The organism is Corynebacterium jeddahense, from assembly GCF_028609865.1.
GTDB lineage: Bacteria > Actinomycetota > Actinomycetes > Mycobacteriales > Mycobacteriaceae > Corynebacterium > Corynebacterium jeddahense.
This window is the reverse complement of the sequence record NZ_CP063194.1, coordinates 1,450,645-1,477,110: the sequence shown is the minus strand read 5'-3', so window position 1 is coordinate 1,477,110 and position 26,466 is coordinate 1,450,645. Positions and strand designations below refer to the sequence as shown.

Here is a 26,466-nt window from a genome sequence, read left to right as displayed (position 1 = left end):
GCCCTAGCACTCCGTGATGTTCACGGGCAGGCCGAGCTGCACCGCGAGGCCGCCCATGGACGTCTCTTTGTACTGCGTCATCATGTCGCGGCCCGTCGCCGCCATCGTTTCCACGACGTCGTCCAGGGTGACGATGTTCGTGCCGTCGCCGAGCTTGGCCAGGCGCGCGGCGTTGATGGCTTTTACGCCGCCAATGGCGTTGCGCTCAATGCATGGCACCTGCACGAGACCGCCGACCGGGTCGCACGTGAGGCCCAGGTTGTGCTCGAGGGCGATCTCCGCGGCGTTTTCCACCTGCTGCGGTGTGCCGCCGAGGATGGCGCACATGCCCGCGGCCGCCATCGAGGAGGCCGAGCCGACCTCACCCTGGCAGCCGACCTCGGCGCCGGAGATCGACGCGTTCGTTTTGATGATCGACCCGATCGCCCCCGCGGTGAGCAGAAACTCGCGGGCGCGCTCCACCGTGAAGTCGTCCGTGAAGTCGCGGCAGTAGTGCATCACCGACGGGATGATGCCAGCCGCGCCGTTCGTCGGGGCGGTGACCACCTGGCCGTGCGCCGCGTTCTCCTCGTTCACTGCGAGCGCGTAGAGGTTGACCCACTCCATCGCGTCGAGGCCGCGCGCGGTGGACGCCTCGTACTCGGCGGTGAGCAGCCGGTGGACGCGGTTGGCGCGGCGCTTGACGTTGAGGCCGCCGGGCAGCGTCCCCTCGGTCTTCAGCCCGTGCGCGACGCACTCCTGCATGACGTCCCACACCGCGTCGAGGTGCGCGTTGAGCTTCTCGGCCCCGTGGATGGACTCCTCGTTTGCGCGCATGACCTCGGCGACCGTGAGCCCCGTCTCCGCGCAGCGCGCCATGAGCTCCTTGCCGGTGGCGATGGGGTACGGCACCGCCGCGATCTCGCGCGCGGTGGCCACGCCGGGCTCGTTGCGGTGGGCCTCCATCTCCCAGCGGTCGAGGATGAACCCGCCGCCGACCGAGTAGTAGTCCTCCCGCTCCGCGAGCACGTTGCCGTCGGCGTCCCAGGCGTCAAAGATGAGGCAGTTCGGGTGCGCCGCCACCGGCGCCGGGTCGAAGCGCAGCTCGTATTCGACCGTGCCGGCGGGGCCCTCGATCACGCCGGTCGCGGGGATCGGCTCGCCGGGGATGGGGGCGATATCGGCCGTCGTCGTGGTGGGGGTGTAGCCGACGAGGCCGAGCAGCGCCGCGCGGTCGGTGCCGTGCCCGACGCCCGTCGCCGCGAGCGAGCCGCGCAGCTCCACCGCGACCTTCGCGGGGGTCGCGTCCAGCCCCGCGACGAACGCCTGTGCGGCGCGCATCGGGCCGACGGTGTGGGAGGAAGACGGGCCAATCCCGATGCTGAACAGGTCGACGACGCTCACGAAATTTGTAGACATGCCGGGGATGTTACAGCAGGTTCGGGGCCGGAGGACGTCGCTACGCAAGGCCCGCTCAGGCGGCCTGCGAGAGTGCCGGGATGTCCGTCGCGCCGAGCACCGAAATGGGCTTCTCCGTGGGCTTGCCGTGCTCGGTGACGATGGCGAGGCGCGGCACCGCGCCCGAGGGCAGCGGGGTGCTCAGCGCCTCCACCGCCATGGCCGCGGTGACGGTGCGGGGCAGGAACACCGGCTCGTCGAGCTTGCCGCTGTGCTCGAGCACTTCGGCGACGGAGGCGGCGGGCAGCGTGCGGTCCGCGTCGAGCTCGGCGGCGACCCAGCGGGCGATGGCATTGGTGGTCAGCAGCCCGACGCACTCGCCGGCTTCGTACACCGGGAACTGCGCGAGGCCCTCGTCCGCGATGGCGCGCAGGGGCTCCTCGATGTCGTCGTCGGGGGAGAAGGAGACGACGCGCTGTTGCTTGACGACGTCTAAAGCGAGCGCCGGGGAAAGCAGCGCGTCGCGCAGCCGCTCGATGTCCGCGACCGTTTCGGGCAGCGGCTCGGCGATGGGGCGCAGGTTGTCGTACTCGCCGTGGCTGATGGCGTTGCGCAGCTCGGCGTACTCCTGCAGCGTCTCCGCCTGGTCGTGGGTGAGTACGCCCCGCTTCGCCGCGAGGCGGGCCATCCAGGCGAAGGAATCGGACTTCTTCGCGCCGAGTGCGTCGCGGAGGAAGCCCTCGATGGCGTTGAACGCCGCGAGAAACGGCACGGCCCGGTTGGGGGCTGTGCGGTCGGGCTCGGCGCTGCTCATGGCCTAGCTCTTGTAGCCGCCGCGGTTGAGCGTGTCGCAGGATTCCATCTTGCCGGTCTCGTAGCCGCTCTTGAACGACTGCATGCGCTGCTCGGAGGAGCCGTGGGTCCACGCGTCAGGGTCGACCTCGCCGCCGGACTTGCGCTGGATGTTGTCGTCGCCGATGGACTGCGCGGTTTGCAGCGCCTCGCGCAGCTGGTCGTCGGTGATGGGGTCGAGCGCCGCGTTCGGGCCCTGGGAGGCGTGGTGCGCCCAGATGCCGGCGTAGCAGTCGGCCTGCAGCTCGAGGGCGACCGCGGCCGAATCCTGGCCCGGGTGCTTGTAGTCGCTCAGGCCCAGGGTGCCCTCGAGGTTCTGGATGTGGTGGCCGTACTCGTGCGCCGTCGCGTACTCCTGCGCGAGCGGGCCGTTCGAGCCGCCGAGCTGGCCGAGGCTGTCGAAGAAGCTCACGTCGAGGTACGCGGTGCGGTCCTGCGGGCAGTAGAACGGGCCGGTGTCCGAGCTCGCGTAGCCGCAGCCGGTGTTCACGTCACGCTTGAACAGTTCCATCTTCGGCTCGGAAAAGTTCACGCCGGCCTGCTCGGGCAGCTGCTGCGCCCAGATGGAGTTGAGCGAGCCCCACGTCGCCGCCGCGCGGCAGTCGTCGTACTCGTTCGACGAACCGGCCTGCTGGCAGTGCTCGAGGGAGTAGCCGCCCTGGCCCTGGCTGTCCGAGCCGCCACCGCCGAAGATGCTGCTGCCGCCGCCGAGGAAGAACCACAGCAGGAGGATGATCAGGATGGTGCCGCCACCACCGCCGCCGAGGAGCAGGGGCAGGGCGAGCAGCGGGCTCGCACCGCGGCCGCTGCCGGAACTGGTGGAGACATTGCCGCCTTGGCCCTGCGCGTAATCGCCTCTGAAAGTCATGCAGGGAATTCTGCCAAATATCCGCCCGCGCCGCGGGATAGGGCGGGAATTGGCGGGGTGGAAACGCGGTTCAGGTGCGGCGGGTAAACTCTGCCAGGTTAGTTTCGCCATCACGTGGAAGGACGTGGAAGTTACCGTGCTGCGCACTCACCTTGCGGGGAACCTAGGGAAAGAACTCGACGGCCAGACCGTCACGCTCACCGGCTGGGTCGCCCGGCGCCGCGATCACGGCGGCGTCATCTTCATCGACCTGCGCGACCGCTCCGGCCTGGCCCAGGTGGTCTTCCGTGAGTCCGAGGTCGCGGAGGCGGCGCACGATCTGCGCAGCGAGTACGTCATCCAGGTCACGGGTGTGGTGGAGCCGCGCCCGGAGGGTTCCGCGAACCCGAACCTCGCCTCGGGCGAGATTGAGGTGAACGTCACCGACCTCAAGGTGCTGAACAAGGCGGCGGCGCTGCCGTTCCAGATCGAGGACGCGTCGTCCGCCGAGGTGGGCGAGGAGACCCGCCTGCGCTACCGCTACCTCGACCTGCGCCGCGAGCGCCAGGCGAACGCGATGCGCCTGCGCGCGAAGGCGAACCAGGCGGCGCGACGCGTGCTTGACAGCCACGACTTCACCGAGATCGAGACCCCGACGCTGACCCGCTCCACCCCGGAGGGCGCGCGCGACTTCCTCGTGCCGGCCCGCCTCAAGCCCGGCTCGTGGTACGCGCTGCCGCAGTCGCCCCAGCTGTTCAAGCAGCTGCTCATGGTCGCGGGCATAGAGCGCTACTACCAGATCGCGCGCTGCTACCGCGACGAGGACTTCCGCGCGGACCGCCAGCCGGAGTTCACGCAGCTCGACGTCGAGGCGAGCTTCGTCGACCAGGACGACATCATTGCGCTGGCCGAGGAGATCCTCGTCGAGCTGTGGAAGCTCATCGGCTACGACATCCAGACGCCGATCCCTCGCATGACCTACAAGGAGGCGATGGAGAAGTACGGCTCCGACAAGCCGGACCTGCGCTTCGACATCCCGCTCGTGGAGTGCACCGAGTTCTTCAAGGACACCACGTTCCGCGTGTTCAAGGCCGAGTACGTCGGCGCCGTGGTTATGGAGGGCGGCGCCTCGCAGCCGCGCCGCCAGCTCGACGCCTGGCAGGAGTGGGCGAAGCAGCGCGGCGCGAAGGGCCTCGCCTACATCCTCGTGCAAGAAGACGGCGAGCTGACCGGCCCGGTGGCGAAGAACATCACGGACGAGGAGAAGGCCGGCATCGCCGCGCACGTTGGCGCGAAGCCGGGCGACTGCATCTTCTTCGCGGCGGGCGAGACGAAGGCCTCGCGCGCACTGCTCGGCGCGGCGCGCGGCGAGATCGCCCGCAAGCTCGACCTGATCAAGGACGGCGACTGGGCGTTCACTTGGGTCGTCGACGCGCCGCTGTTCGAGCCGGCCGCCGACGCCACCGCATCCGGCGACGTCGCGCTCGGCCACTCGAAGTGGACCGCCGTGCACCACGCGTTTACCTCCCCGAAGCCGGAGTTCCTAGACAACTTCGAGGAGAACCCGGGCGAGGCGCTCGCGTACGCCTACGACATCGTCTGCAACGGCAACGAGATCGGCGGCGGCTCCATCCGTATCCACGAGCACGACGTGCAGAAGCGTGTGTTCGAGGTCATGGGCATCACCGACGAGGAGGCGGACGAGAAGTTCGGCTTCCTACTCGACGCGTTCCAGTACGGCGCCCCGCCGCACGGCGGCATCGCGTTCGGCTGGGACCGCATCGTCTCCCTGCTCGGCGGCTTCGACTCCATCCGCGACGTCATCGCCTTCCCGAAGTCCGGCGGCGGCGTCGACCCGCTCACCGATGCGCCCGCCCCGATCCCGGCGGAGCAGCGCAAGGAGACCGGCGTGGACTTCAAGCCGAAGCAGGCCGCCGGCGACGAGGCCGAGGCGGCCAGCGTCGCGAAGTAGCGCGGGCGGTGCCATGGGCGAGCAGAGCGAGATCATCGGCGCAGCCGCCGAGATTCTGACGAAGCGGTACGGCGGCGAGCAGCAGCTTGTCGACGTCGCACGCCTCGACGGCTCCGGCCTCGCCGACGTCTTCCGCGCGCGGGTAGTGACCAACCCGTTTTTCCAGCACCGCTCGGTGGTAGTCAAGCACGCCCCGGCGACGGGCGAGGAGCTCGGCGACGCCGCGTTCCTGCGCGAGGTGGTGGCCTACCAGTTCGCCACTTCGCTGCCCGAACACTCCCGGCCCGGCCCGGTGCTGCTGGGCTACGACACGGCGCAGCGCATCCTCATCGTGTCCGACCTCGGCGAGGGAGAGACCCTCGCGGAGGCGCTCGAGGCCGCCGACGAGGCGACGCACGTCGAGCTGCTGCGCACGCTCGGCTGCGCGCTGGGCAAGATGCACGCCGGCACGGCGAACGAAGAGGACGCCTATAACGTGCTCTTCCAGCGCATGACGCGCTCGCGCCCGAACGCGGTCGTCGTCCAGAGGCTGCGCGACCGGATGCTCGCGCACCGCATCCGCCTCGGCGTGGATTTCCTGCGCCGCGCCGGCATCGAGATCCCCACCGAGGTCGCCCTCATCGCGGCGAACGTGCAGTCGCGCCTGCTGCGCGGCGGCATGCGCGCGTTCACCCCGTTCGACCTCGCGCCGGACAACATCATCCGCGGAGATGGCACGTTCCACTTCCTCGACTACGAGTGGGCGGGCTTCCGCGACGTCTCTTTCGACGTTGCGTTCGTCGTCGCCCGCTTCCCGGTCTTCCTCGCGGCGCAGCCGTTCAACCCCGAGGCGACGCAGGCGTTTATCGACGCCTGGGTGGCCGAGGTGGGTGGCATCTGGTCGAGCGTGCGCCACCCCGACACGCTGCAGGCCCGCATCACGGCGGCGCTTATCGGCTGGGCGATGAGTAGCGTGGCCATGCTCGAACCGTTCACCGCCGCGGACGTGCTGGCCAGCGACGCGCGGCTGGCGAAGGAGTTCGAGGACGCGGGGCTGACCGCCGACGACTTCAGCACCGAGGCCGAGCGCGCGGAGGCGACCGACGGCGCGACCGAGTTCAACGGCGACGTGCTGCGCCCGCACGTCGAGGGCCCGTTCACCGAGGATGAGCTGCTTGTGCGGCGCGACCTGCGCGAGACGTTCGAATCCCTCGCCGCTTTCGCCGGCACCGGCGCGGACCCCGCGTACCGCCAGATCGCCGCGTTCGCCTCCGGGCTCGCGGAGCGGCTGCGGTAGGGGCGCACGGATGGAGCAGGAGGGACTCTTCGGCCCGGTCGGTTCCGGCGAGACAGCCGGGTCGGGCAACCGCGGCACGTCGTTCTTCGAGGTCGGCGCGAGCGCCCCGCTCGCCGCGCGGATGCGCCCGCGCTCGCTCGACGAGGTCGCGGGCCAGGAGCACCTCCTCGGGGAGGGCAAGCCGCTGCGCCGCCTCATCGAGGGCTCCGGCGCCGCGTCCGTCGTCCTCTACGGCCCGCCCGGCACCGGCAAGACGACGATCGCGTCGCTCATCGCGAAGGCGATGGGGCAGAATTTCGTGGCCCTGTCCGCGCTGTCCTCCGGCGTGAAGGAGGTGCGCGCCGTCATCGACGAGGCGCGGCGCGACCTCGTCCGCGGCGAGAAAACTGTCCTCTTCATCGACGAGGTGCACCGCTTCTCCAAGACGCAGCAGGACGCCCTCCTCGCCGCGGTGGAGAACCGCACGGTGCTCCTCGTCGCCGCGACGACCGAAAACCCGAGCTTCAGCGTCGTCGCCCCGCTGCTCTCGCGCTCGCTGCTGCTCAAGCTCGAGTCGCTCGACGAGGCGGGCCTGCGCGCGGTCATCGACCGCGCCATGGCGGACGAGCGTGGCTTCAACGGGGCACTCCAGCTTGACGACGACGCCCGCGACCAACTCGTCCTCCTCGCCGGGGGCGACGCGCGTCGCGCCCTGACCTACCTCGAGACCGCCGCTGAGGCGGTCGAGCCCGGCGGGACGATCACGCTCTCCACCGTCCGCGACAACGTCAACCGCGCGGTGGTGCGCTACGACCGCGACGGCGACCAGCACTACGACGTGGTCAGCGCCTTCATCAAGTCGATTCGCGGCTCCGACGTCGACGCGGCGCTGCACTACCTCGCGCGCATGATCGAGGCGGGGGAGGACCCGCGCTTCATCGCCCGCCGGCTGGTCATCCACGCCTCCGAAGACATCGGCATGGCTGACCCGACCGCGCTGCAGACCGCGACGGCGGCAGCGAACGCGGTGCAGTTCATCGGCATGCCGGAGGCGCGCCTCGCGCTCGCGCAGGCGACGATCCACCTCGCCACGGCGCCGAAGTCGCCGGGCGTGGTCAAGGCGATCGACCGGGCCCAGGCGGACGTGCGCGCCGGCCGCGTCCCGCCCGTGCCGGCGCACCTGCGCGACGGGCACTACGAGGGAGCGAAGAAGATCGGCAGCGCCGTGGGCTACGTGTACCCGCACGACGACCCGAAGGGCGTCGTCACGCAGCAGTACATGCCCGACGGTCTCGAGGACGCGGTGTACTACGAGCCGACGGACCACGGGGCCGAGAAGCGGATCAAGGATTACCTCGGCAGGCTGCGCGCATTGGTGCGGGGGCGCGCGGGGTAGAGTAAGCGCCGATAATCACCGGCGCAGATGAAAGGACACCCACCCGCGTGCAGACCCATGAGATCCGAGAGCGCTTCACCAACCACTTCGTCGAAGCCGGACACACCCCGGTGCCGAGCGCCTCGCTGATTCTGGACGACCCGACGCTCCTGTTCGTCAACGCGGGCATGGTGCCGTTCAAGCCGTACTTCCTCGGCGACCAGACGCCGGACTTCGCCAACGGCACCGCGACCTCGATTCAGAAGTGCGTGCGCACCCTCGACATCGAAGAGGTGGGCATCACCACCCGCCACAACACGTTCTTCCAGATGGCGGGCAACTTCTCATTCGGCCAGTACTTCAAGGAGGGCGCGATCACGCACGCGTGGACGCTGCTCACCTCCTCCGTCGCGGACGGCGGCTACGGCCTCGACCCAGAGCGGCTGTGGGTGACGGTCTACCTCGACGACGACGAGGCGGCGTCCATCTGGCGCGACAAGATCGGCGTGCCCGAGGAGCGCATTCAGCGCATGGGCATGGAGGACAACTTCTGGTCCATGGGCATCCCCGGCCCGTGTGGCCCGTGCTCGGAGATCTACTACGACCGCGGCCCGGAGTACGGCAACGAGGGCGGGCCGATCGCCGACGACAACCGCTACATGGAGATCTGGAACCTCGTGTTCATGGAGTCCATCCGCGGCGAGGGCGACAAGAAGGGCAACTTCGACATCGTCGGCGAGCTGCCGCAGAAGAACATCGATACCGGCATGGGCATCGAGCGCGTCGCCTGCATCCTGCAGGGCGTGGACAACGTCTACGAGACGGACCTGCTGCGCCCGGTCATCGACGCGGCCGTGGAGCTCACCGGCGCGAAATACGACGCCGGCAACAAGGACGACGACGTGCGCTTCCGCGTCATCGCCGACCACGCCCGCACCGGCATGATGGTCATCCTCGACGGCGTCACCCCGTCCAACGAGGGCCGCGGTTACATCCTGCGCCGCCTGCTGCGCCGCATCATCCGCTCCGCGCGCCTGCTCGGCGCGACCGGGCCGGTGATGGAGACGTTCATGAACACGATCATGGACACGATGACCCCGTCCTTCCCGGGGATCGCGGACAACCGCGAGCGCATCCTGCGCGTCGCGGTCGCGGAGGAGAAGGCGTTCTCGAAGACCCTCGAATCGGGCACAACGCGTTTCGACGAAGCCGCGTCCGCACTAAAAACTGCAGGCGCCGCCGTCCTGCCGGGCGAGCAGGCCTTTGAGCTGCACGACACGTACGGGTTCCCCATCGACCTCACCGTCGAGATGGCGCACGAGGCCGGCCTCGACGTGGACATGGACGCGTTCAACGCCGCCATGGCGGAGCAGCGCGCCCGCGCGAAGGCCGACAACAAGGCGAAGAAGCACCGCAACCTCGACGAGTCCCTCTACCGCGAATGGGTGGACAACAACCCGACCGAGTTCGTCGGCTACGACCAGCTCACCCACGACGGCACCGTCATCGGCCTCGTGCGCGGCGGCGAGAAGGTCGGCGAGGTGGCCCAGGGCGACGAGGTCGAGGTCATCCTCGACGTCACCCCGATGTACGCCGAGTCCGGCGGCCAGATGGCCGACCGCGGCCGGCTGGTCATGGGCGACACGATCCTCGACGTCCACGACGTCCAGCGCGTGGGCAAGAAGGTGTGGCTGCACAAGGCGACGGTGCAAAACGGCGGGCTGGATCTGGGCTCCACCGTCACCGCGGAGGTCGACGGCGGCTGGCGCCACGGCGCGCGCCAGGCGCACTCGGCGACCCACCTCATCCACGCGGCGCTGCGCCAGGTGCTCGGGCCCACCGCCGTGCAGGCGGGCTCGCTGAACAAGCCGGGCTACCTGCGCTTCGACTTCAACTACACCGAGCCGCTCACGGAGGCGCAGCTCGACGAGATCGCCACCATCACCAACCAGGCCGTCGACGCGGACTTCGCGGTGAACACGATCGAGACCTCCCTCGAGGAGGCGAAGGCGATGGGCGCGATGGCGCTGTTCGGCGAGAACTACGGCGACGTGGTGCGCGTCGTGGAGATCGGCGGTCCGTTCTCCATCGAGCTGTGCGGTGGCACCCACGTCGGCCACTCCTCGCAGATCGGCCCCGTGGCCGTGCTCGGCGAGTCCTCCGTCGGCTCCGGCGCGCGCCGCATCGAGGCGTACTCCGGCATGGACTCGTTTAAGTACCTGTCGAAGGAGGCCGCCCTCGCCTCCGGGCTCGCCGCCGAGCTGAAGGCCCCGACCGAGGAGCTGCCGGATCGCATCGCGCAGCTGTCTGAGCGCCTCCGCGCTGCCGAGAAGGAGATCGAAAATCTGCACCGCCAGCAGCTGCTCGCTTCGACCGCGGATCTCGCGGCGAAGGCTGAGACGGTCGGGGGGCGAAAGCTCGTCGCTACGCAACTGCCCGACGGCATCACCACCGGCGACCTGCGCACGATCGCGGGCGACCTGCGCGGCAAGCTGCAGGGCGAGGACGCGGTGGTCGTGCTCATGTCCAACGCGGGCGGCAAGGTCTCGCTCGCGGCGGCGGCGACGGCGCCCGCGGTCGAGGCCGGCGTGAAGGCGGGCGACCTGGTCAAGCTCGTCGGCGGCTACATCGACGGCAAGGGCGGCGGCAAGCCGGACCTCGCGCAGGGCAGCGGCGCGAACCCGGCGGGGATCGGCGCGGCGCTGCAGGCGGTGCGCGACGAGGTCGCCTCCCGCTAGCCGCGGCGGAAGACACGCCGACCCGGCGACACGCCTGGCGCACAGGAAACCGATAGGTTAAACCAAGGCCGGCCGCAGCGGGGAAGGAGAGCGAATGAACATGCAGCCCGACACGCCGGGCGTCGACGACCCGGGCCCGGGCCGACGCATCGGCATCGACGTCGGCACCGTGCGCATCGGCGTCGCCTCCTCCGACCGCGGCGCGGTGTTGGCCACCCCCGTGGAGACCGTCGCCCGGGTCACCGGGTTCAAGGACCGCGACGGCGAGGACATCGAGCGGCTGCTCGAGATCATCCGCGAGTACGAGGCGGTCGAGGTCGTGGTCGGGCTGCCGCGCAACCTCGATGGCAACGGGTCCACCAGCGTCAAGCACGCCAAGGAGATCGCGTTTCGCATCCGCCGCCGCAGCGACGTGCCGGTGCGCATGGCGGACGAGCGCCTCACCACCGTCGCCGCGACCCAGTCGCTGCGCGCCTCGGGCGTGACCGAGAGAGCGGGTCGCGCCGTGATCGACCAGGCTGCGGCGGTGGAGATTCTGCAATCCTGGCTGGACGGCCGCAACAACTACCTCAAGGAGAAATAACCGTGTCCACACGACAAGCCGCGATGCGGCGCACGCGAGGCACCGCGGTGCTGGCCGTCTCGATCCTGCTCATTGTCGGCCTGATCGCCTGGATCGCCATCGCCCGCGGCGGCGCGTCCGGCAAGGACTTCGAAGGCACCGGCAACGGCGAGGAACAGGTTGTGGAGATCCCCGAGGGCTCGAACCTCTCCGCGCTCGGCCCGGAGCTGGAAAAGCGCGGCATCGTCGCCTCCGACGGCGCGTTCCAGACCGCGGCGGCGAACAACCCCAACGCCGACAGCATCCAGCCGGGCTTCTACCGCCTCGAGGGCGAGATGAGCGCCGAGTCCGCGGTCGACGCACTGCTCGACCCGCAGCACCGCATCACGCCGGTGCAGGTCTACGGCGGCGCGACGCTCATGGACATCAACATCCTCGGCGGGCAGACCCGGTACGGCATCCTCTCCATGATCCAGCAGGTTAGCTGCGGCGACACGCCGAAGCCGGGCTGCGTCACCGTCGACCAGCTCAACGACGTCGCCGCGAACGCGGACCCGGCGGAGCTCGGCGTGCCGGAGTGGGCGCGCGAGACGGTTGCCGGCCGCGCCGGCGACGGCAAGCGCCTCGAGGGGCTCATCGCCCCGGGCGAGTACATCATCGACCCGCACGCGGACGCGAAGGCCATCCTCACCGACCTCATCACCCGCTCGGCGAAGCAGTACGAGGACACCGACATCGTCGGCCGCGCAAAGGCCGTCGGGCTGACGCCGTACGAGCTGCTCACCGCGGCGTCGCTCGTGGAGCGCGAGGCGCCGGCGGGCGAGTTCGACAAGGTCGCCCGCGTCATTCTCAACCGCCTCAAGGCGCCGATGCGCCTCGAGTTCGACTCCACCGTCAACTACGGCCTGCCGTCTGTCGAGGTGGCCACCACCGACGCGGACCGCGCACGCGTGACGCCGTGGAACACCTACGCCATGGACGGCCTGCCGCAGACCCCGATCGCGTCGCCGTCGATGGAGGCGATCGAGGCGATGGAGCACCCGGCTGACGGCAACTGGCTGTTCTTCGTCACCGTGGACAAGGACGGCACGACCGTGTTCAACGACACGTTCGAGGGCCACCTCAACGACACGCAGCGCGCAGTGGACAACGGCGTGCTCGATTCGAAGCGCTAGCCGTGGAGGTCACCCACCGCGCGGCGGTTCTCGGTTCGCCGATCGCGCACTCGCTCTCGCCCGTCCTGCACACCGCCGGCTACGAGGCGGCGGGGCTGACGGGCTGGGAGTACTCCCGCATCGAGTGCGTCGCCGAAGACCTGCCGCGCGTCGTTGGCGAGGCGGACCCGTCGTTTTGCGGTTTCTCCGTGACCATGCCGTGCAAGTTCGCGGCGCTCGAGTTCGCGGACGAGGCGACGCAGCGCGCCGTCGAGATCGGTTCGGCGAATACGCTCACGCGTATCGACGGCCGGTGGCGCGCCGACAACACCGACTGCGAGGGCGCCCTGGCCGCCCTGCGCGAGCTGTTGGGCGACGCCATCCCGCAGCGCGCCGTGCTCGTCGGCGCCGGCGGGACGGCGCGGGCCGTGATGTGTGCCCTGCGCGAGCTCGGCGCGCGGGAGGTGACCGTCGTGAATCGCTCCGACCGCTCCGCCGAGTACGCCGAGCTCGGGCGGGGGATGGACGTGCGCTTCATCCCGCTCGACGCCCACGCCCAGCGCGCGGCGATGGACGCGGACGTGGTGGTCTCCACAGTCCCGGCGCACGTGCTGGGGGAGCACGCCAAGGCGCTCGGCCACGCCCCGCTCTTCGACGTCATCTACGCTCCGTGGCCGACCGCGCTTGCGGTGCGCGCCGCGTCGAACGGGTACCCGACGGTCGGCGGCCTGTCGATGCTCGCTGGCCAGTCCTACGCGCAGTTCGAGCAGTTTACCGGCGTGGCCGCGCCGCGCGAGGCGATGCGGGCGGCGCTGTTGGCGCACCGTGAGGCATCGCAACGCGAGGAGCGCTAGACTCCCCCGCATGGGGAGCGGGGGGATTGCGCTCGCCGCGGTGTGGACCGCGGTGCTGTGCGCGTCGGATTTGAAACGCAGGCGGCTGCCGGACGGGTGCACCGTCCCGCCGGCGCTCGCCGGGATTGTCGGTTGCGTGGCGGCGCCGCACTGCGCGTGGGGGCTGGTGTGGCCCGCGCTGTACCTGCTGCTCGGGCGGGGGTTCGGGGGCGGCGACGTGAAGCTCGCGGTGTCGCTCGGGGTGGCGTGCGCGGCGCTGGCCGGGCCGACCGGCGTGCTCGCGGCCATGGGGTTGTCCGGCCTGCTCACCGTGGCGTCGGCGGCGCTGCGGCGCGAGCGGGTGGTGGCGCACGGGCCCGCGATGCTCGCCGCAGCGTGGGCGGTGGGGCTGGCCGGGGTAGCGGCGCGAGGGGTTTAAAGGCCGAACTGAGTGCGGGCTGTGTAAGAATATCGCCATGTTTCGATGGACCACTGCTGGGGAATCCCACGGCCAAAGCCTGATCGCGCTTGTGGAAAACGTGCCCTCGGGCGTACCGGTGCGCAGGGACGAGATTGCTCACCAGCTCGCGCGCCGCCGCCTCGGCTACGGCCGCGGCGCCCGGATGAAGTTCGAGGCGGACGAGCTCACGCTGCTCGCCGGCGTGCTGCACGGGCGGTCGATCGGCAGCCCCATCGCCATCGAGATCGGCAACACCGAGTGGCCGAAGTGGACCACGATCATGTCGCCCGAGCCGGTGGACATGGACGACCCGGAGGTGGCGAAGGCGATGTCGTCCGGCCGCGGCGCCGCGCTCACCCGCCCGCGCCCGGGCCACGCCGATTTCGCGGGCATGGTGAAGTACGGCTTCGACTCCGCGCGCCCGGTGCTCGAGCGCTCGTCCGCGCGCGAGACTGCCGCGCGTGTCGCCTGCGGCGCGGTGGCGCGCAGCTACCTGCGCGAGGCGCTCGGGGTGGAGGTGTTCTCCCACGTGGTCACCATCGGCGAGTCGGCGGAGGCCGTCGGCGAGCGCCCCACGTTTGCGGACATCGAGGCGATCGACGCGTCGCCGGTGCGCGCCTACGACAAGGCCGCCGAGGCGGACATGGTCGCGCGCATCGAAACCGCAAAGAAGGACGGCGACACCCTCGGCGGCGTCGTCGAGGTCATTGTCGACGGCCTGCCGGTCGGCCTCGGCTCCCACGTCTCCGGCGAGCGCCGCCTCGACGCGCGGCTCGCCGGCGCGCTGATGAGCATCCAGTCGGTGAAGGGCGTCGAGGTCGGCGACGGGTTCGCCGAGGCGCGCCGCCGCGGCTCGCAGGCGCACGACGAGATCGTGCGCGGCGCGGACGGCATCGAGCGGCTGAGCAACCGCGCCGGCGGCCTCGAGGGCGGCATGACCAACGGCGAGCAGCTGCGCGTGCGCGCGGCGATGAAGCCGATCTCGACGGTCCCGCGCGCGCTGCAGACGGTGGACATGCGCACCGGCGAGGCGGCGACCGGCATCCACCAGCGTTCCGACGTCTGCGCGGTGCCCGCCGGCGGCGTCGTCGCCGAGGCGATGGTGGCGCTCGTGCTCGCCGAGGCCGTCTCGGAAAAGTTCGGGGGCGACACCATCGAAGAGGTCAAGCGCAACGTCGAGTCCTACGCGCGCTACGCTGCGCAGAGGCTCGATTTCGCCCGTCAGGAGGAAACGCATGGGTAGCCCGATCGACAGCCAGACGCTGGGAATTGTCAACGACCTCGGCCCCGCCTTGGATGACGGCGCCGACGCCGCCGCGTTCAACGAGTACGACGCGCCGAGCGCGACCGAGCTCGTCGAGGCCGCGCCGGCGATGGTGCACTCCGCGCCGCGCGTCGTGCTCGTGGGCATGCCGGGGTCGGGCAAGTCGACCATTGGGCGTCGAGTAGCGAGCGCGCTGAACCTGCCCATCGTGGACTCCGACGTTCTCATCGAGCAGGGCGAGGGCAAGGCCTGCGGCGACGTGTTCAGCGAGCTGGGCGAGGAGGCTTTCCGCAAGCTTGAGGTCGGCTACGTCGCCCGCGCGCTGGCCACCGGCGGGGTGGTCAGCCTCGGCGGCGGGGCGGTGCTTACCGACGAGGTGCGCACGCTGCTGCAGCGCCACACCGTGGTGTGGCTCGACGTCAGCGCCGAGGAGGGCGTGCGCCGCACCGCGGACGACGAGTCGCGCCCGGTGCTCGCCAGCGAGGATCGCGAGCAGCGCTACCGCGACCTGCTCGCCGAGCGCGAGTCGTACTACCGCGAAGTGGCCACGTTCCGCGTGCACACCGACGAGCGGCCGCCGCAGCGCGTCGTCGCGGAGATCCTCGGCTTCATCGAGGCGGACTAGGCCATGGCGGTGGTGAGCGTTACGGGGCCGAGCCCCTACGACATCCACATCGGCCGGGGCAACCTCGCCGATGCCGCCCGGCGGGTCGCCGACGGTGGGGCGCGCCACGCGCTCGTCGTGCACCAGGAACCGCTGCGCCCGGTCGCGCGGCGGCTCGCGGATGAGTTCGCCGCGCTCGGCGTCGAACCGGTCGCTGCGTGCGTGCCGGACGCGGAGGCGGGCAAGGACCTCGACGTGCTCGCCGGGCTGTGGGACTTGCTCGGCGCGCGGGGGTTCTCGCGCCAGGACACGGTCGTCGGCCTCGGCGGGGGAGCGGTGACGGACCTCGCCGGGTTCGCCGCCGCGACGTGGATGCGCGGCATCAAGGTGGTGCAGGTGCCCACGACGCTGCTCGCGATGGTCGACGCCGCGGTCGGCGGCAAGACCGGCATCAATACCGCGGCGGGCAAGAACCTCGTCGGCGCGTTCCACGAGCCGGACGCGGTGTTCATCGACTTGGACCGCATTGACACCCTGCCCGCGCCCGAGGTCGTCTCCGGCTCCGCGGAGCTGATCAAGACCGGCTTCATCGCGGACCCGCGCATCCTCGAGCTCTACCAGGATGGGCCAGACAAGCACTGGCCGGAGCTCGTCGAGCGCTCAGTGGCGGTGAAGGCGCGCGTCGTCGGCCAGGACCTCAAGGAGTCGGGTCTGCGTGAGATCCTCAACTACGGCCACACGCTCGGCCATGCGATCGAGCGCCGCGAGCGCTACACGTGGCGCCACGGCAACGCCGTCGCCGTTGGCATGATGTTCGTCGCTCACCTCGCCCAGGGCAGAGGGCTTATCGACGCCCCGCTGGTCGCCCTCCACGAGGACATCCTCCGCGGCGCCGGCCTGCCCACGCGCTACGAGGCGGGCGCGTTTGACGAACTCCACGACGCGATGCTGCTGGACAAGAAAAACCGGGACGGGCGGATCCGCTTCGTCGTGCTCGACGGGCTCGGGTCCTGCACCCGGCTCGAAGACGCCACGGTGGAGGAGATGCGCGCGGCCTACGACGCGATTTCGGAGGCGTGATGAAGGTACTCGTGCTCAACGGGCCGAACCTCGACCGGCTGGGGAAGCGGCAGCCGGAGATTTATGGGCGGACGACGCTGGCGGACGTCGAGAAGCAACTGCTCGAGCGCGGCGCGGAGCTGGGCCTCGAGGTGGAGTGCCGCCAGTCGAACCACGAGGGCGAGCTCATCGACTGGGTGCACGAGGCGGCGGACGGCGCGTGGCCCGTGATTATCAACCCGGGCGGGTTCACCCACACCTCGGTCGCGCTGCGCGACGCGCTGGTAGAACTGAATGACCACCACGGTTTCATCGAGGTGCACATTTCCAACGTGCACGCGCGCGAGCCGTTCCGGCACCACTCGTACCTCTCGCCGATTGCCGTCGGCGTGATCGCGGGCCTGGGCACGGACGGCTACCTGCTCGCGCTCGACTACTTCGCAAGGAGGATTTGATGGCACTCGCCGACACCCGATTTGAGGACCGCCGCCGGAAGCTGTCCACGAAGCTCGCGGAACGCCGCATCGACGACATGCTGGTCACCCACCTCACGCACGTGCGCTACCTGTCCGGGTTCACGGGCTCGAACGGCGCGCTGCTCGTGTCGAAGGACCGCAGCGCGAAGATCGCCACCGACGGCCGCTACACCACGCAGATCGGCGAGGAGGTGCCCGACATCCCCGCGACGATCGAGCGCAGGGTCGCCGCCGCGCTGCTGGAGACGGCGAAGGACGGCCACCGCGTCGGCTACGAGGCGGACTACCTCTCCGTCGCCGAGCTGGAGAAGCTGCGCGAGGTCTGCCCCGAGGGCGTGACGCTCGTGCCGGTGAGCGGCGTGATCGAGGACATCCGGCTGATCAAGGACAACGTTGAACTCACGCGCCTCACCGAGGCCGCCCAGTTGGCCACGGAGGCGCTCGAGCAGCTCATCGAGGCCGGCGAACTGCGCGCGGGCCGCACCGAGCGCGATGTCGCCGCCGACCTCGAGTACCGGATGCGCAAGCTTGGTGCCGAGCGGGTGAGCTTCGACACCATCGTCGCCTCCGGCCCGAACTCGGCGAAGCCGCACCACCAGGCGGGCGACCGCGTCCTATCAAACGGCGAGCTGGTCACCATCGACTACGGCATGCACCGCCTCGGCTTCAACTCGGACATGACGCGCACCTTCGCCCTCGGCCAGGTGGGCGCGCTCGAGCGCGAGCTCTACGAGGTCACGCTCGCCGCGCAGCTCGCGGGCGTGCGGGCTGCGACGCCGGGCACTTCGCTTGTCGACGTCGACAAGGCATGCCGCGACATCATCGAAGACGCCGGCTACGGCGAGTACTTCGTGCACTCGACCGGCCACGGCGTTGGGCTCGACGTGCACGAGGCGCCTTCGGCGGCGCGGACTGGCACCGGCACGCTCGCCGAGGGGGTGACGCTCACCATCGAGCCGGGGATCTACCTGCCGGGCAAGGCGGGCGTGCGCATCGAGGACACGTTGATCATCACCGCCGCGGCGCCGCGGGTGATCACCGAGTTCCCGACGGATTTGACCGTGCTGTAACATTGCTGTGTTTGCACACGTCTGACCAGGAGGGTATCCACCAATGGCAACTACCGCCGACTTCAAGAACGGCCTTGTGCTGAAGAACGAAGGCAAGCTGCAACAGATCATCGAGTTCCAGCACGTTAAGCCCGGCAAGGGTCCGGCGTTCGTGCGCACGAAGCTGAAGGACGTTGTCACCGGCAAGACCGTGGACAAGACGTTCAACGCGGGCGTGAAGGTGGAGACCGCGACCGTGGATCGCCGCGACATGACCTACCTGTACAACGACGGCACCAACTACATCGTCATGGACGACAAGACCTTCGAGCAGTTCGAGCTGCCGGCCGACAAGTTCGGCGACTCCGCGCGCTTCCTGCTCGAGAACATGCGCGTCCAGGTGTCCTTCCACGAGGGTGAGGCCCTCTTCGCCGAGCTGCCGATCTCCGTGGATCTGAAGATCGAGCACACCGAGCCGGGCCTGCAGGGCGATCGCTCCACCGGCGGCACGAAGCCGGCGACGCTGGAGACCGGTGCCGAGATCCAGGTTCCGCTGTTCCTCGAGACCGGCAACGTGGTCAAGGTGGATACCCGTACCGGCGAGTACCTCTCGCGCGTGAACAACTAATGCAGGACTACAAGCGACACGGCGCGCGCTACCGCGCCCGCCGGCGCGCCGTGGACATCCTCTTCGAGGCGGAGACACGCGACATCGACCCGGTCGCCATCGTCGAGGACCGCGCCGAGCTGTCCCAGGACCCCGCGAACGCCGTGGCGCCGGTGGCGGACTACACCCGGACCATCGTCGCGGGCGCGGCGGAGAAGCTCGACGACCTTGACGACGCCATCGAGCGCCACCTCACCGAGGACTGGGAGCTGTTCCGGCTGCCCGCCGTGGACCGCCAGATCCTGCGCGTCGCCGCGTGGGAGATCCTGTTCAACGACGAGGTCGACGCGCCGATCTCCATCAAGGAGGGCGTTGAGATGGCCTCGGAGTACTCCGGCCAGCAGGCGGCGCCGTACATCAACGTTGTCCTCGACGGCATCGCGCAGGGCGCGGCGGCCAACGCCCCGTTCGCGGGCGAGGCGGCCGACGACGCGTACCCGGTGGCGGCCGAGCCCGCCGCCGCCGAGCCGGAAGCACCGGTATCCACCGCTGAGACCGAGCCCGAGGCACCGGCCGCCGAGCCCGGCGCCGAGGTCGCGTCCGGCGCCGCCGAGGCCGCTACCGCAGCGGAGGCCGCAGAAATCGCCGAGTCGACCGAACCAGTCGCCGCGGACGACGACGAGCCCACCGATCCCACCAGCGCGCAGTAGCGCCGCGCCCGCCACCATTTTCCACACCGCATCTCGCACGAGGTGCGGTGTTTGCAATGCGCCAGGGCGGTGATCGCGCCTACCCTGGAACGCCGAGTACATCAACGAAAGGAACCCCGATGTCCACACTCACCTTCGAAGAAGCGCAGCAGTTCCGCGTCGGCCCGAACTTCCAGATCGAGGACGTCGATCCGGCGGCGACGCCGGGCGTGAACGACGTCGATACGGCATTCCACGCCTTCGACCAGGAACTCGACAGCCTGCAGGAATGCCTCTACGCGAACGGGCGCGCGGGCAACGAGAAGGCCGGGTCGGTGCTGCTCGTCCTGCAGGGCATGGACACGTCCGGCAAGGGCGGGATCATCCGCCACGTCATCGGGGAGACCATGGACCTGCAGGGTGTGCACGTCCACGCCTTCGGCCGGCCGACGGAGGAGGAGGCGGCGCACGACTTCCTGTGGCGCATCACCCCGCACCTGCCACAGCCGGGCCAAGTTAGCGTCTTCGACCGCTCGCACTACGAGGACGTGCTCGTGCAGCGCGTGCGCCAGATGGCGCCGCCGGAGGAGATCGAGCGTCGCTACGGCGCAATCGTCGACTTCGAAAACGAGCTCGCCGCAAACGGCACAAAGATCATCAAGGTGATGCCGCACATCTCCCGCGCGGCGCAGGAGAAGAACCTGCGCAAGCGCATCGAGCGCCCGGAGAAGCACTGGAAATACAACCCGGGCGACATCGACGACCGCCGCCTGTGGAGCGAGTTCATGGCCGCCTACCAGATCGCCATGACGCGCACGTCCACTGACAACGCGCCGTGGTACTGCATCCCGTCCGACAACAAGACGTACTGCCGCACCGTGGTCAAGACATTGCTTGTCGACGCCTTCCGGTCCCTCAACCTCGACTGGCCCGCCGGCGACTTCGATAAGGACGTCGAACTCGAACGTCTCGCGAACTCGTAGGTTTCGGGCGCGCCGAATTGCCCGCCCTGTTGGGGCGGGTTTTGGGTGGGGTGGGGGTTAGTCGAAGAGCAGCTCCATGGCGCCGGGGGTGGTCATGGGCACTTCGGCCCCGTTCGGGGCGATCCAGTAGATCCGCCCGCCGCGGGTATCAATGTGGCCGCGCCACGCGCGTTCCCGGTCATCGTCGTTCGCCCCGTTGTGGTGGGGGCACAGTTGCACGAGGTTGTTCATGTTGGTCATGCCCCCGTGCTTCCACGCCCGCATGTGGTGGGTTTGGCACGACTCCGCGGCGTGGCGGCAGTCCGGGAACGCGCACGCGGGACTGACCAACTTCGACAAGGTGCGCTGCTTCGTGTTCGCGAGTCGGCTCGTGCGGTAGAGGTTCACCGCACCTGCCTGCGGGTGGAACGCCGCGACCTCTAACGTGGCCCCGTACTCCTGTTGCATGAACTCCGCCCCACTCATCGTCGTGCCGTCCGTGAGCGTGAGGGCGATGTCATCCCCGGTGCCGGAGGTGATGCGTAGGTAGTCCGGGATGGGCACGAGCACGATGGGTCGTGGTGCGGCGTTCGGGACGGCAGCCCCGTCGTGGAGCAAGGCGTGCAGGGCGTGGGCGAGGTCCGCAGCACCGGGGATGTCGGATTCTGCCATCGTGCGCAGCAGGTGTTCGAGGTCGGCGATGTCGCGCTCGTTGTAGGTCCAGATCATGGTGCGCATCCCGGCGACGGACTTACCAAAGCGGCAGGCGGGTTGCGGTGCGCGCACCGGAACCTTCACCAACCGGGTGATGCGCTTGGACAGGGCGCGATACGAGCCGCGGTGGCGCACGAGGTCGAGGCGGATGCGCCAGCGCTCGGCAGCATCGGCCACCACGCGTAGTTTCTTCTCGATGAGCACCAGCTGGTCGAGCGGCATCCCCGCCGCAAACACGAGCGCATCAGCCTGTTTGCGGGTGAACTTCGTCGGCCCGTAGTAGGCCTCCCACACCCGCCCCAGGTCGCGCACCCGCGTCGTCGACAGGCCGGCGGCCAGGGCGGCGTCGCGGGAGAAACCGGCGAGCACCTCGACACCGGCTTCGCAGAATTCGTTGAACATCATGCGGATCACGCTAACCGCACAACAAACGCACTGTAAACACTTTGCCCACTAAAGTGCGCAACCCGGGGTCCTACTCCTCAGCAGCCTCGGCCTGTTTCCGGATCTCCCCGACGAGGGCCCGCATGGCGTCCTGGGTTTCCAGTACTCCGTCGACGGCGGCCTTGAGGGCGGCGGCGAGTTGGTCGTCGGAAAGCCCGGCGCTTACCTGGATGTCCTCCTCGGTGCGCACGACGATGTTCTCGGTCCGGTTGACCACGAGGGCGCGGGCGTCGAGGTAGGAGCTGTTCACCTGGTTCGCGGCGAGGTACAAGGTGGCGTCGGTGGTGTCGGCCGGCGTGTCGGTGACGGAGTCCGCGCGCACGATGAGCACGGAGTCGAGCAGCACGAACAGCAGGTTGTAGCCGCTGACGTTGGCGTGGCCGGCGCGTCCCGACGGGTCGTCGGTGACCTCCACGCCTTGGTCCGCCATGGTGGCGATGACGCGGTCGATGGTGACGAGCGTTGCGTTGCTCACGGTTGCGGTTCCTCCCAGGTGACGAGGGCGGGGAAAGTGGATGCGAGATAGTCGAACGCCTGCAGCGTCATGTCGATCGAGCTGGTGATGAAGGCACCGAGCTGGTTGAACGACGCGCCGTGGGCGATGTTGAGCGTGCGGATCGCGCTCACGGCGAGCGTATCCTCGCCGCGCTCGAAGAAGCGCAGCGTGGGCGCGAAGTGCGTCTGGTTGTGCTCGTTGCAGGCGTAGAGCACCTGCGAGGCGGTGTCGACGGGGAACTCGCCGCGCCACAGGGCCTCGAAGATGAGGTGATCGCCGTCGATGGCGACGACGATGGCGGCGTTGACGAACCCGGAGCGCACGACCTGCTCCTCGATACGGTACTCGAGGTGTTCCTCCTCGAAGATCGCGGCGACCGCCTCGGGCGTCACCTCCGCGGTGACGTTGCGTTCGGGGTGCTCGCTCGGCTGGACGGGCTCTTCAGTCTGGTCTGTAGTCACGCCTGCGAGACTAGCAGCTGCTCCTTGCCCAGCTCGTGGCGCAGCGCCGCGTCGAGGGTGGGGTAGCGGAAGCGCCACCCGCGCGACGCGGCCGCCGCCGGCACGACGCGCTGGTCCGCCAGCGCGAGCTCGCGCGCGCCCTCCGCGCCGAGGAGCAGCTTCGGGCCGAGCGTCGGGATTGCGAGCAGATCCGGACGGTGCAGCAGCCGCGCGAGCTGCGCGGACATCTCGGCATTCGTCACCGGCTCCGGCGCGGTGGCGTTCACCGGGCCGGCGACGGTGCCGTCAAACAGCGCGCGGATATAGATGTCGGTGAGGTCATCGAGGGCGACCCAGCTCATCCAGAAGTCGCCGCGGCCGAACTGGGCGGTCAGCCCCGCCCGCACGCTCCGCGCGAGCACGGGCAGTAGCCCGCCGGCCCCCGACAGCGCGAGGCCGGTGCGGATGTTGACGGTCCGGAGGCCGTCGATACGCGAGGCGTCCTCCCACGCGGCGCAGACCTCGGCGAGGAAGCCCTCGCCCGGCCCGGCGGCCTCGGTGTGGGGGGCGGCGCCGGCGGAGGTGCCGTAGTACCCGACGGCCGAGGCGCTCACGAAGGCGCCCACGCCCGCGTCGGCGGCGAGGCGGGCGAGCTCGCGGGTAGGGCCGATGCGGGAGTCGGCGATGCGGCGCTTCTTTTCGTCGGTGAAGCGGCCCATGATCGGCTCGCCGGCGAGGTGGACTACCGCGTCGACGCCGTCGAGCAGGTCGGGCGCGGGGTGGTTCGGGTCCCAGTGGCGCTCGCCCGGGCCGGCCGCCCCGCGCACGAGCGGTACGACCGCGTGCCCGGCGGTGGTCAGCTGCGCGCGCAGGTGGGTGCCCACGAGGCCGCTCGCGCCGTTCATCGCGACGGTCAGCGGCGCGGCGTCGGGCAGGGAGGCGAGAAACGTCAGGTCCTCGAGTAGCTGGCGCTGGCGGTAGGCCCACGCGGGGCGCAGGGCGGCTTCGGGGATGGGGGCGGTGACGTCGTCGATAAGCAGGGTGCCCTCCGCCGACTCCTCGAACCGGTGCTCGTGGCGCCACCACACCGTGGTGTCGGTGAACATCCGGCCGGCGACGTAGCCGTCGGGGTCGTGGCGCGCCACCCACCGCCCGGCGGGCAGGGAGAACACGGTGGTGCCGCTGCGTAGCGACGCCGCCTCGCGCTCCACCCGCATCGGTACAAACCCCGGCGTCAGGCGGGTCACCGCCCCCGGGCGGGTGTGCCAGCGCCAGACGGTGCCGCGGTCGAAGGGGAGGGTGGTCTCGGCGTGGATGCCCATTGGAAAGATCCTTCGCGGTTTATACGTGCAGGTGCTATGGTGAAACTCGGTTACCAGACTACCGCTGGCCCCGGGAGGCGGGGCCGGGCTCGAATTCCTTTAAATTCCGCACAGCGAGGCGGGGAAGGAGGTTCGATGAGTGAGAAGGAGAGGCCGACCGTGGAGCTCTTGGGCGCCCACGACGTCGGTCGCACTGTCGCACGCATCGCGCACCAGATCATCGAGAAGACGGCGTTGGACGAGGAGGGTCGTCCCACCGTGGTCCTGCTGGGCATCCCGTCGGGGGGCGTGCCGCTCGCCCAGCGCCTCGCCGAGGCGATCGAAGAATTTTCCGGGGTGGCTGTGCCCGTGGGCAGCTTGGACGTCACCCTCTACCGCGACGACCTGCGCGGCGGGCCGCACCGCGCGCTGCGGCCGACGAACATCCCGGTCGACATCGACGGCGCGATCGTCGTCCTCGTCGACGACGTGCTCTACTCCGGCCGCACCATCCGCGCCGCGCTTGACTCGCTGCGCGACATCGGCCGGCCGAGCGCGATCCAGCTCGCCGTCCTCGTCGACCGCGGCCACCGCGAGCTGCCGATCCGCGCGGACTACGTGGGCAAAAATATCCCGACCTCGAAGGACGAGGACGTCACCGTTTCGCTGACGCCGCTCGACGCCGAGGACCGGGTCACGCTGAAACGGGAGGCATAGGTGAAGCACCTCATCGACATCGCGGATCTGACCCGCGACGAGATCGTCGGCCTCATGGACGAGGCCGACCGGTTCCGCGAGGCCCTCGAGGGCCGCGAGATCAAGAAACTGCCCACCCTGCGCGGGCGCACGGTGATGACGCTGTTCTACGAGAACTCCACCCGCACGCGCTCCTCGTTCGAGACCGCGGGCAAGTGGATGAGCGCGGACGTGATCAACATCTCCGCGTCGAGCTCCTCGGTGAAGAAGGGCGAGTCGCTCAAGGACACCGCCTCCACGCTCGCGGCGGTCGGCGCCGACGCGATCATCATGCGCCACCCCGCCTCGGGCGCGGCGAAGCTGCTCACGACGTGGCTGCCCGGCACAAGCATCATCAACGCCGGCGACGGCCAGCACCAGCACCCGACGCAGGCGCTGCTCGACGCCGTGACCATGCGCCAGCACATCGGCGACGTCAGCGGCAAGACCGTGCTCATCGTCGGCGACATCCTCCACTCGCGCGTGGCCCGCTCGAACGTCGACCTACTCCACGCGCTCGGGGCCGAGGTCGTCCTCGTCGCCCCGCCGACGTTGCTGCCCACCGGCGTGGAGCACTGGCCGGCGCGCGTGTCCTACGACTTCGACGCCGAGATCCCGGGCGCCGACGTGGTGATGATGCTGCGCGTCCAGGCCGAGCGCATGCAGGGCGGGTTCTTCCCCTCGCACCGCGAGTACGCCGCCCTCTACGGCCTGAGCAAGGATCGCGCCGACCGCATGAAGGACGCGGCGCTCATCATGCACCCGGGCCCGATGCTGCGTGGCATGGAGATCAACTTCGACGTCGCCGACCGCGACAACGCCGTGGTGCTGGGCCAGGTGTCCAACGGCGTGTACACCCGCATGGCCGTCCTGTTCACCCTGCTCGCGGGAGAGGAGACCGCATGACAACCCTCGCACTCAACAACGTCCGCCCGTACGGCGAGGACGTGAAGCATTTGCGTATCGACGTCACCGAAGGCCGCATCGCCGCCATCGCCGACGAGCCGTTCGGCCCGGCTGACGCCGACGCGGTCATCGACGGCGGCGGCAACGTCCTGCTGCCGGGCCTCGTGGACATGCACGTGCACCTGCGCGAGCCGGGCCGCGAGGACACCGAGACCATCGCCACCGGCTCCGACGCCGCGGCGAAGGGCGGGTTCACCGCCGTGTTCACCATGGCGAACACGAACCCGGTGATCGACCAGCCGTTCCTCGCCGAGGCGGTGTGGGAAAAGGGCCAGGCGTACGGCAAGTGCGACGTCTACCCGGTCGGCTCCATCACCCAGGGCCTGCGCGGCGAGCAGCTCACCGAGATCGGGCTCATGGCGCGCAGCGGCGTGCGCATGTTCTCCGACGACGGCAGGTGCGTCAACGACCCGCAGCTCATGCGCCGCGCCATCGAGTACGCGAAGGCGCACGACGTCGTCCTCGCGCAGCACGCCGAGGACCACCGCCTCACCGCCGGCGCTGCGGCCCACGAGGGCGAGCAGGCGGAGCGCCTCGGCCTGCGCGGCTGGCCGCGGGTGGCGGAGGAGTCCATCGTCGCCCGCGACGCGATCATGACCCGCGACTACGGCGGGCGCTACCACCTCTGCCACGCCTCGACCGAGGGCACGGTGGAGCTGCTCCGCTTCGCCAAGGCGCAGGGCATCAACGTCACGGCCGAGGTCACCCCGCACCACCTCATGCTCACCGACGAGAAGCTCGCCACCTACGACGGCGTCTTCCGCGTCAACCCGCCGCTACGCGAGGCGCGCGACGCCGAGGCGCTCAAGCAGGCGCTACTCGACGGCACCGTCGACGCCGTGGCCACCGACCACGCCCCGCACGGCTCCGAGGACAAGTGCGTCGAGTTCGAGAACGCGAAGCCCGGCATGCTCGGGCTGGAGACCTCGCTCGCGGTGGTGCACCGCGTCTTTGTCGAGCCGGGCCTGGCAGACTGGCGCTTCGTGGCGAAGGTGATGAGCGAGCGGCCCGCGGAGATCATGCGCCTGGAAGACCAGGGGCGCCCGATCGAGGTGGGGGAGCCGGCGAACCTTGTGCTCGTCGATACGCAATCGCCCTGGACGGCGCGCGGCGCTGAGATGGCGTCGAAGGCCTCCAACACCCCCTACGAGGGCATCGAATTCACCGCGCGCGTTGTGGGGACCTGGCTGCGCGGCACGCAGACGTTTGGGCTGAAGGACTAGAAGAAGAGATGA

Annotated in this window: 25 protein-coding genes and 1 pseudogene; 19 read left to right on the top strand and 7 right to left on the bottom strand. The window is 69.9% G+C overall.

Annotated elements, in window-relative coordinates; genetic code table 11:
• Positions 1–3: 3 nt before the first annotated feature.
• From CJEDD_RS07210 to ypfJ, 3 genes are read right to left on the bottom strand one after another with little or no spacing between them, the layout of a single operon-like run.
• Positions 4–1,398, bottom strand: a complete 1,395-nt coding sequence (locus tag CJEDD_RS07210; RefSeq protein WP_042404865.1) for an L-serine ammonia-lyase — start codon at positions 1,396–1,398, stop codon at positions 4–6.
• Between the two features lie 55 nt (positions 1,399–1,453).
• On the bottom strand, positions 1,454–2,191 hold the full coding sequence (locus tag CJEDD_RS07205; protein WP_042404867.1) for a CBS domain-containing protein: 738 nt from the start codon (positions 2,189–2,191) through the stop codon (positions 1,454–1,456).
• Between the two features lie 3 nt (positions 2,192–2,194).
• Positions 2,195–3,097 (bottom strand): KPN_02809 family neutral zinc metallopeptidase, encoded by a 903-nt coding sequence (ypfJ, locus tag CJEDD_RS07200; RefSeq protein WP_042404869.1) that lies wholly within the window; start codon positions 3,095–3,097, stop codon positions 2,195–2,197.
• A gap of 136 nt (positions 3,098–3,233) precedes the next feature.
• Between ypfJ and aspS the strand changes: the two genes are divergently transcribed.
• The 16 genes and pseudogenes from aspS to CJEDD_RS07120 all read left to right on the top strand — a co-directional run bounded on the left by aspS (position 3,234) and on the right by CJEDD_RS07120 (position 20,156).
• On the top strand, positions 3,234–5,048 hold the full coding sequence (aspS, locus tag CJEDD_RS07195) for an aspartate--tRNA ligase (protein WP_042404902.1): 1,815 nt from the start codon (positions 3,234–3,236) through the stop codon (positions 5,046–5,048).
• A 13-nt stretch (positions 5,049–5,061) separates the two neighbouring features.
• Positions 5,062–6,324, top strand: a complete 1,263-nt coding sequence (locus tag CJEDD_RS07190; RefSeq protein ID WP_042404871.1) for a phosphotransferase — start codon at positions 5,062–5,064, stop codon at positions 6,322–6,324.
• Between the two features lie 10 nt (positions 6,325–6,334).
• Positions 6,335–7,699: a replication-associated recombination protein A gene (locus CJEDD_RS07185; RefSeq protein WP_042404873.1), complete on the top strand. Its 1,365-nt coding sequence runs from the start codon at positions 6,335–6,337 to the stop codon at positions 7,697–7,699.
• Between the two features lie 47 nt (positions 7,700–7,746).
• Positions 7,747–10,416 (top strand): alanine--tRNA ligase, encoded by a 2,670-nt coding sequence (gene alaS / locus CJEDD_RS07180; protein WP_042404876.1) that lies wholly within the window; start codon positions 7,747–7,749, stop codon positions 10,414–10,416.
• A 94-nt stretch (positions 10,417–10,510) separates the two neighbouring features.
• Positions 10,511–10,999, top strand: a complete 489-nt coding sequence (ruvX, locus tag CJEDD_RS07175) for a Holliday junction resolvase RuvX (protein ID WP_042404878.1) — start codon at positions 10,511–10,513, stop codon at positions 10,997–10,999.
• Between the two features lie 23 nt (positions 11,000–11,022).
• A complete protein-coding gene (gene mltG / locus CJEDD_RS07170; RefSeq protein WP_042404879.1) occupies positions 11,023–12,153 on the top strand; it encodes an endolytic transglycosylase MltG in 1,131 nt (376 codons plus the stop codon).
• Between the two features lie 2 nt (positions 12,154–12,155).
• The gene (locus CJEDD_RS07165) at positions 12,156–12,986 is read left to right on the top strand and encodes a shikimate dehydrogenase (protein WP_042404881.1); all 831 of its coding nucleotides are present in this window, start codon (positions 12,156–12,158) and stop codon (positions 12,984–12,986) included.
• A 10-nt stretch (positions 12,987–12,996) separates the two neighbouring features.
• The gene (locus CJEDD_RS07160) at positions 12,997–13,404 is read left to right on the top strand and encodes a prepilin peptidase (RefSeq protein WP_042404882.1); all 408 of its coding nucleotides are present in this window, start codon (positions 12,997–12,999) and stop codon (positions 13,402–13,404) included.
• Positions 13,405–13,441: 37 nt separating this feature from the next.
• A complete protein-coding gene (aroC, locus tag CJEDD_RS07155; RefSeq protein ID WP_042404884.1) occupies positions 13,442–14,668 on the top strand; it encodes a chorismate synthase in 1,227 nt (408 codons plus the stop codon).
• A 130-nt stretch (positions 14,669–14,798) separates the two neighbouring features.
• Positions 14,799–15,314: a shikimate kinase gene (locus CJEDD_RS07150; protein WP_042404904.1), complete on the top strand. Its 516-nt coding sequence runs from the start codon at positions 14,799–14,801 to the stop codon at positions 15,312–15,314.
• Positions 15,315–15,317: 3 nt separating this feature from the next.
• Positions 15,318–16,373 (top strand): 3-dehydroquinate synthase, encoded by a 1,056-nt coding sequence (gene aroB, locus CJEDD_RS07145; protein WP_042404886.1) that lies wholly within the window; start codon positions 15,318–15,320, stop codon positions 16,371–16,373.
• Positions 16,373–16,807: a type II 3-dehydroquinate dehydratase gene (gene aroQ / locus CJEDD_RS07140; protein ID WP_042404906.1), complete on the top strand. Its 435-nt coding sequence runs from the start codon at positions 16,373–16,375 to the stop codon at positions 16,805–16,807. Before aroB ends, aroQ begins: the two co-directional genes overlap by 1 nt.
• Positions 16,807–17,898 carry a M24 family metallopeptidase gene (locus CJEDD_RS07135; protein ID WP_042404888.1) on the top strand — a complete coding sequence of 364 codons (1,092 nt, stop codon included), beginning with the start codon at positions 16,807–16,809 and terminating at the stop codon, positions 17,896–17,898. Before aroQ ends, CJEDD_RS07135 begins: the two co-directional genes overlap by 1 nt.
• Positions 17,899–17,941: 43 nt before the next feature.
• Complete coding sequence (gene efp, locus CJEDD_RS07130) at positions 17,942–18,505, top strand: elongation factor P (protein WP_042404890.1); 564 nt, start codon at positions 17,942–17,944, stop codon at positions 18,503–18,505.
• A pseudogene (gene nusB, locus CJEDD_RS07125) lies at positions 18,505–19,044 on the top strand (transcription antitermination factor NusB); the annotation flags it as partial. The gene efp and the pseudogene nusB, both read left to right, overlap by 1 nt.
• Positions 19,045–19,313: 269 nt before the next feature.
• Positions 19,314–20,156 carry a PPK2 family polyphosphate kinase gene (locus CJEDD_RS07120; protein WP_042404895.1) on the top strand — a complete coding sequence of 281 codons (843 nt, stop codon included), beginning with the start codon at positions 19,314–19,316 and terminating at the stop codon, positions 20,154–20,156.
• Between the two features lie 57 nt (positions 20,157–20,213).
• Here CJEDD_RS07120 and CJEDD_RS07115 read toward each other — a convergent pair whose 3' ends face one another.
• The 4 genes from CJEDD_RS07115 to CJEDD_RS07100 all read right to left on the bottom strand — a co-directional run bounded on the left by CJEDD_RS07115 (position 20,214) and on the right by CJEDD_RS07100 (position 23,551).
• A complete protein-coding gene (locus tag CJEDD_RS07115) occupies positions 20,214–21,254 on the bottom strand; it encodes an HNH endonuclease signature motif containing protein (RefSeq protein ID WP_273657455.1) in 1,041 nt (346 codons plus the stop codon).
• A 70-nt stretch (positions 21,255–21,324) separates the two neighbouring features.
• Complete coding sequence (locus CJEDD_RS07110; RefSeq protein ID WP_232297733.1) at positions 21,325–21,768, bottom strand: YbjN domain-containing protein; 444 nt, start codon at positions 21,766–21,768, stop codon at positions 21,325–21,327.
• On the bottom strand, positions 21,765–22,250 hold the full coding sequence (locus CJEDD_RS07105) for a YbjN domain-containing protein (protein ID WP_042408030.1): 486 nt from the start codon (positions 22,248–22,250) through the stop codon (positions 21,765–21,767). The genes CJEDD_RS07110 and CJEDD_RS07105 overlap by 4 nt, the downstream gene beginning before the upstream one ends.
• The gene (locus tag CJEDD_RS07100) at positions 22,247–23,551 is read right to left on the bottom strand and encodes a TIGR01777 family oxidoreductase (RefSeq protein ID WP_042408028.1); all 1,305 of its coding nucleotides are present in this window, start codon (positions 23,549–23,551) and stop codon (positions 22,247–22,249) included. Before CJEDD_RS07100 ends, CJEDD_RS07105 begins: the two co-directional genes overlap by 4 nt.
• A 135-nt stretch (positions 23,552–23,686) precedes the next feature.
• On the opposite strand from CJEDD_RS07100, the gene pyrR reads away from it, so the two are divergent.
• Genes pyrR through CJEDD_RS07085 form a run of 3 tightly spaced genes read left to right on the top strand, consistent with a single transcriptional unit; the run spans position 23,687 to position 26,454 of the window.
• A complete protein-coding gene (gene pyrR, locus CJEDD_RS07095) occupies positions 23,687–24,247 on the top strand; it encodes a bifunctional pyr operon transcriptional regulator/uracil phosphoribosyltransferase PyrR (RefSeq protein WP_042408025.1) in 561 nt (186 codons plus the stop codon).
• Complete coding sequence (locus CJEDD_RS07090) at positions 24,248–25,171, top strand: aspartate carbamoyltransferase catalytic subunit (protein ID WP_042408023.1); 924 nt, start codon at positions 24,248–24,250, stop codon at positions 25,169–25,171.
• On the top strand, positions 25,168–26,454 hold the full coding sequence (locus CJEDD_RS07085) for a dihydroorotase (protein ID WP_042408020.1): 1,287 nt from the start codon (positions 25,168–25,170) through the stop codon (positions 26,452–26,454). The genes CJEDD_RS07090 and CJEDD_RS07085 overlap by 4 nt, the downstream gene beginning before the upstream one ends.
• Positions 26,455–26,466: the final 12 nt, after the last annotated feature.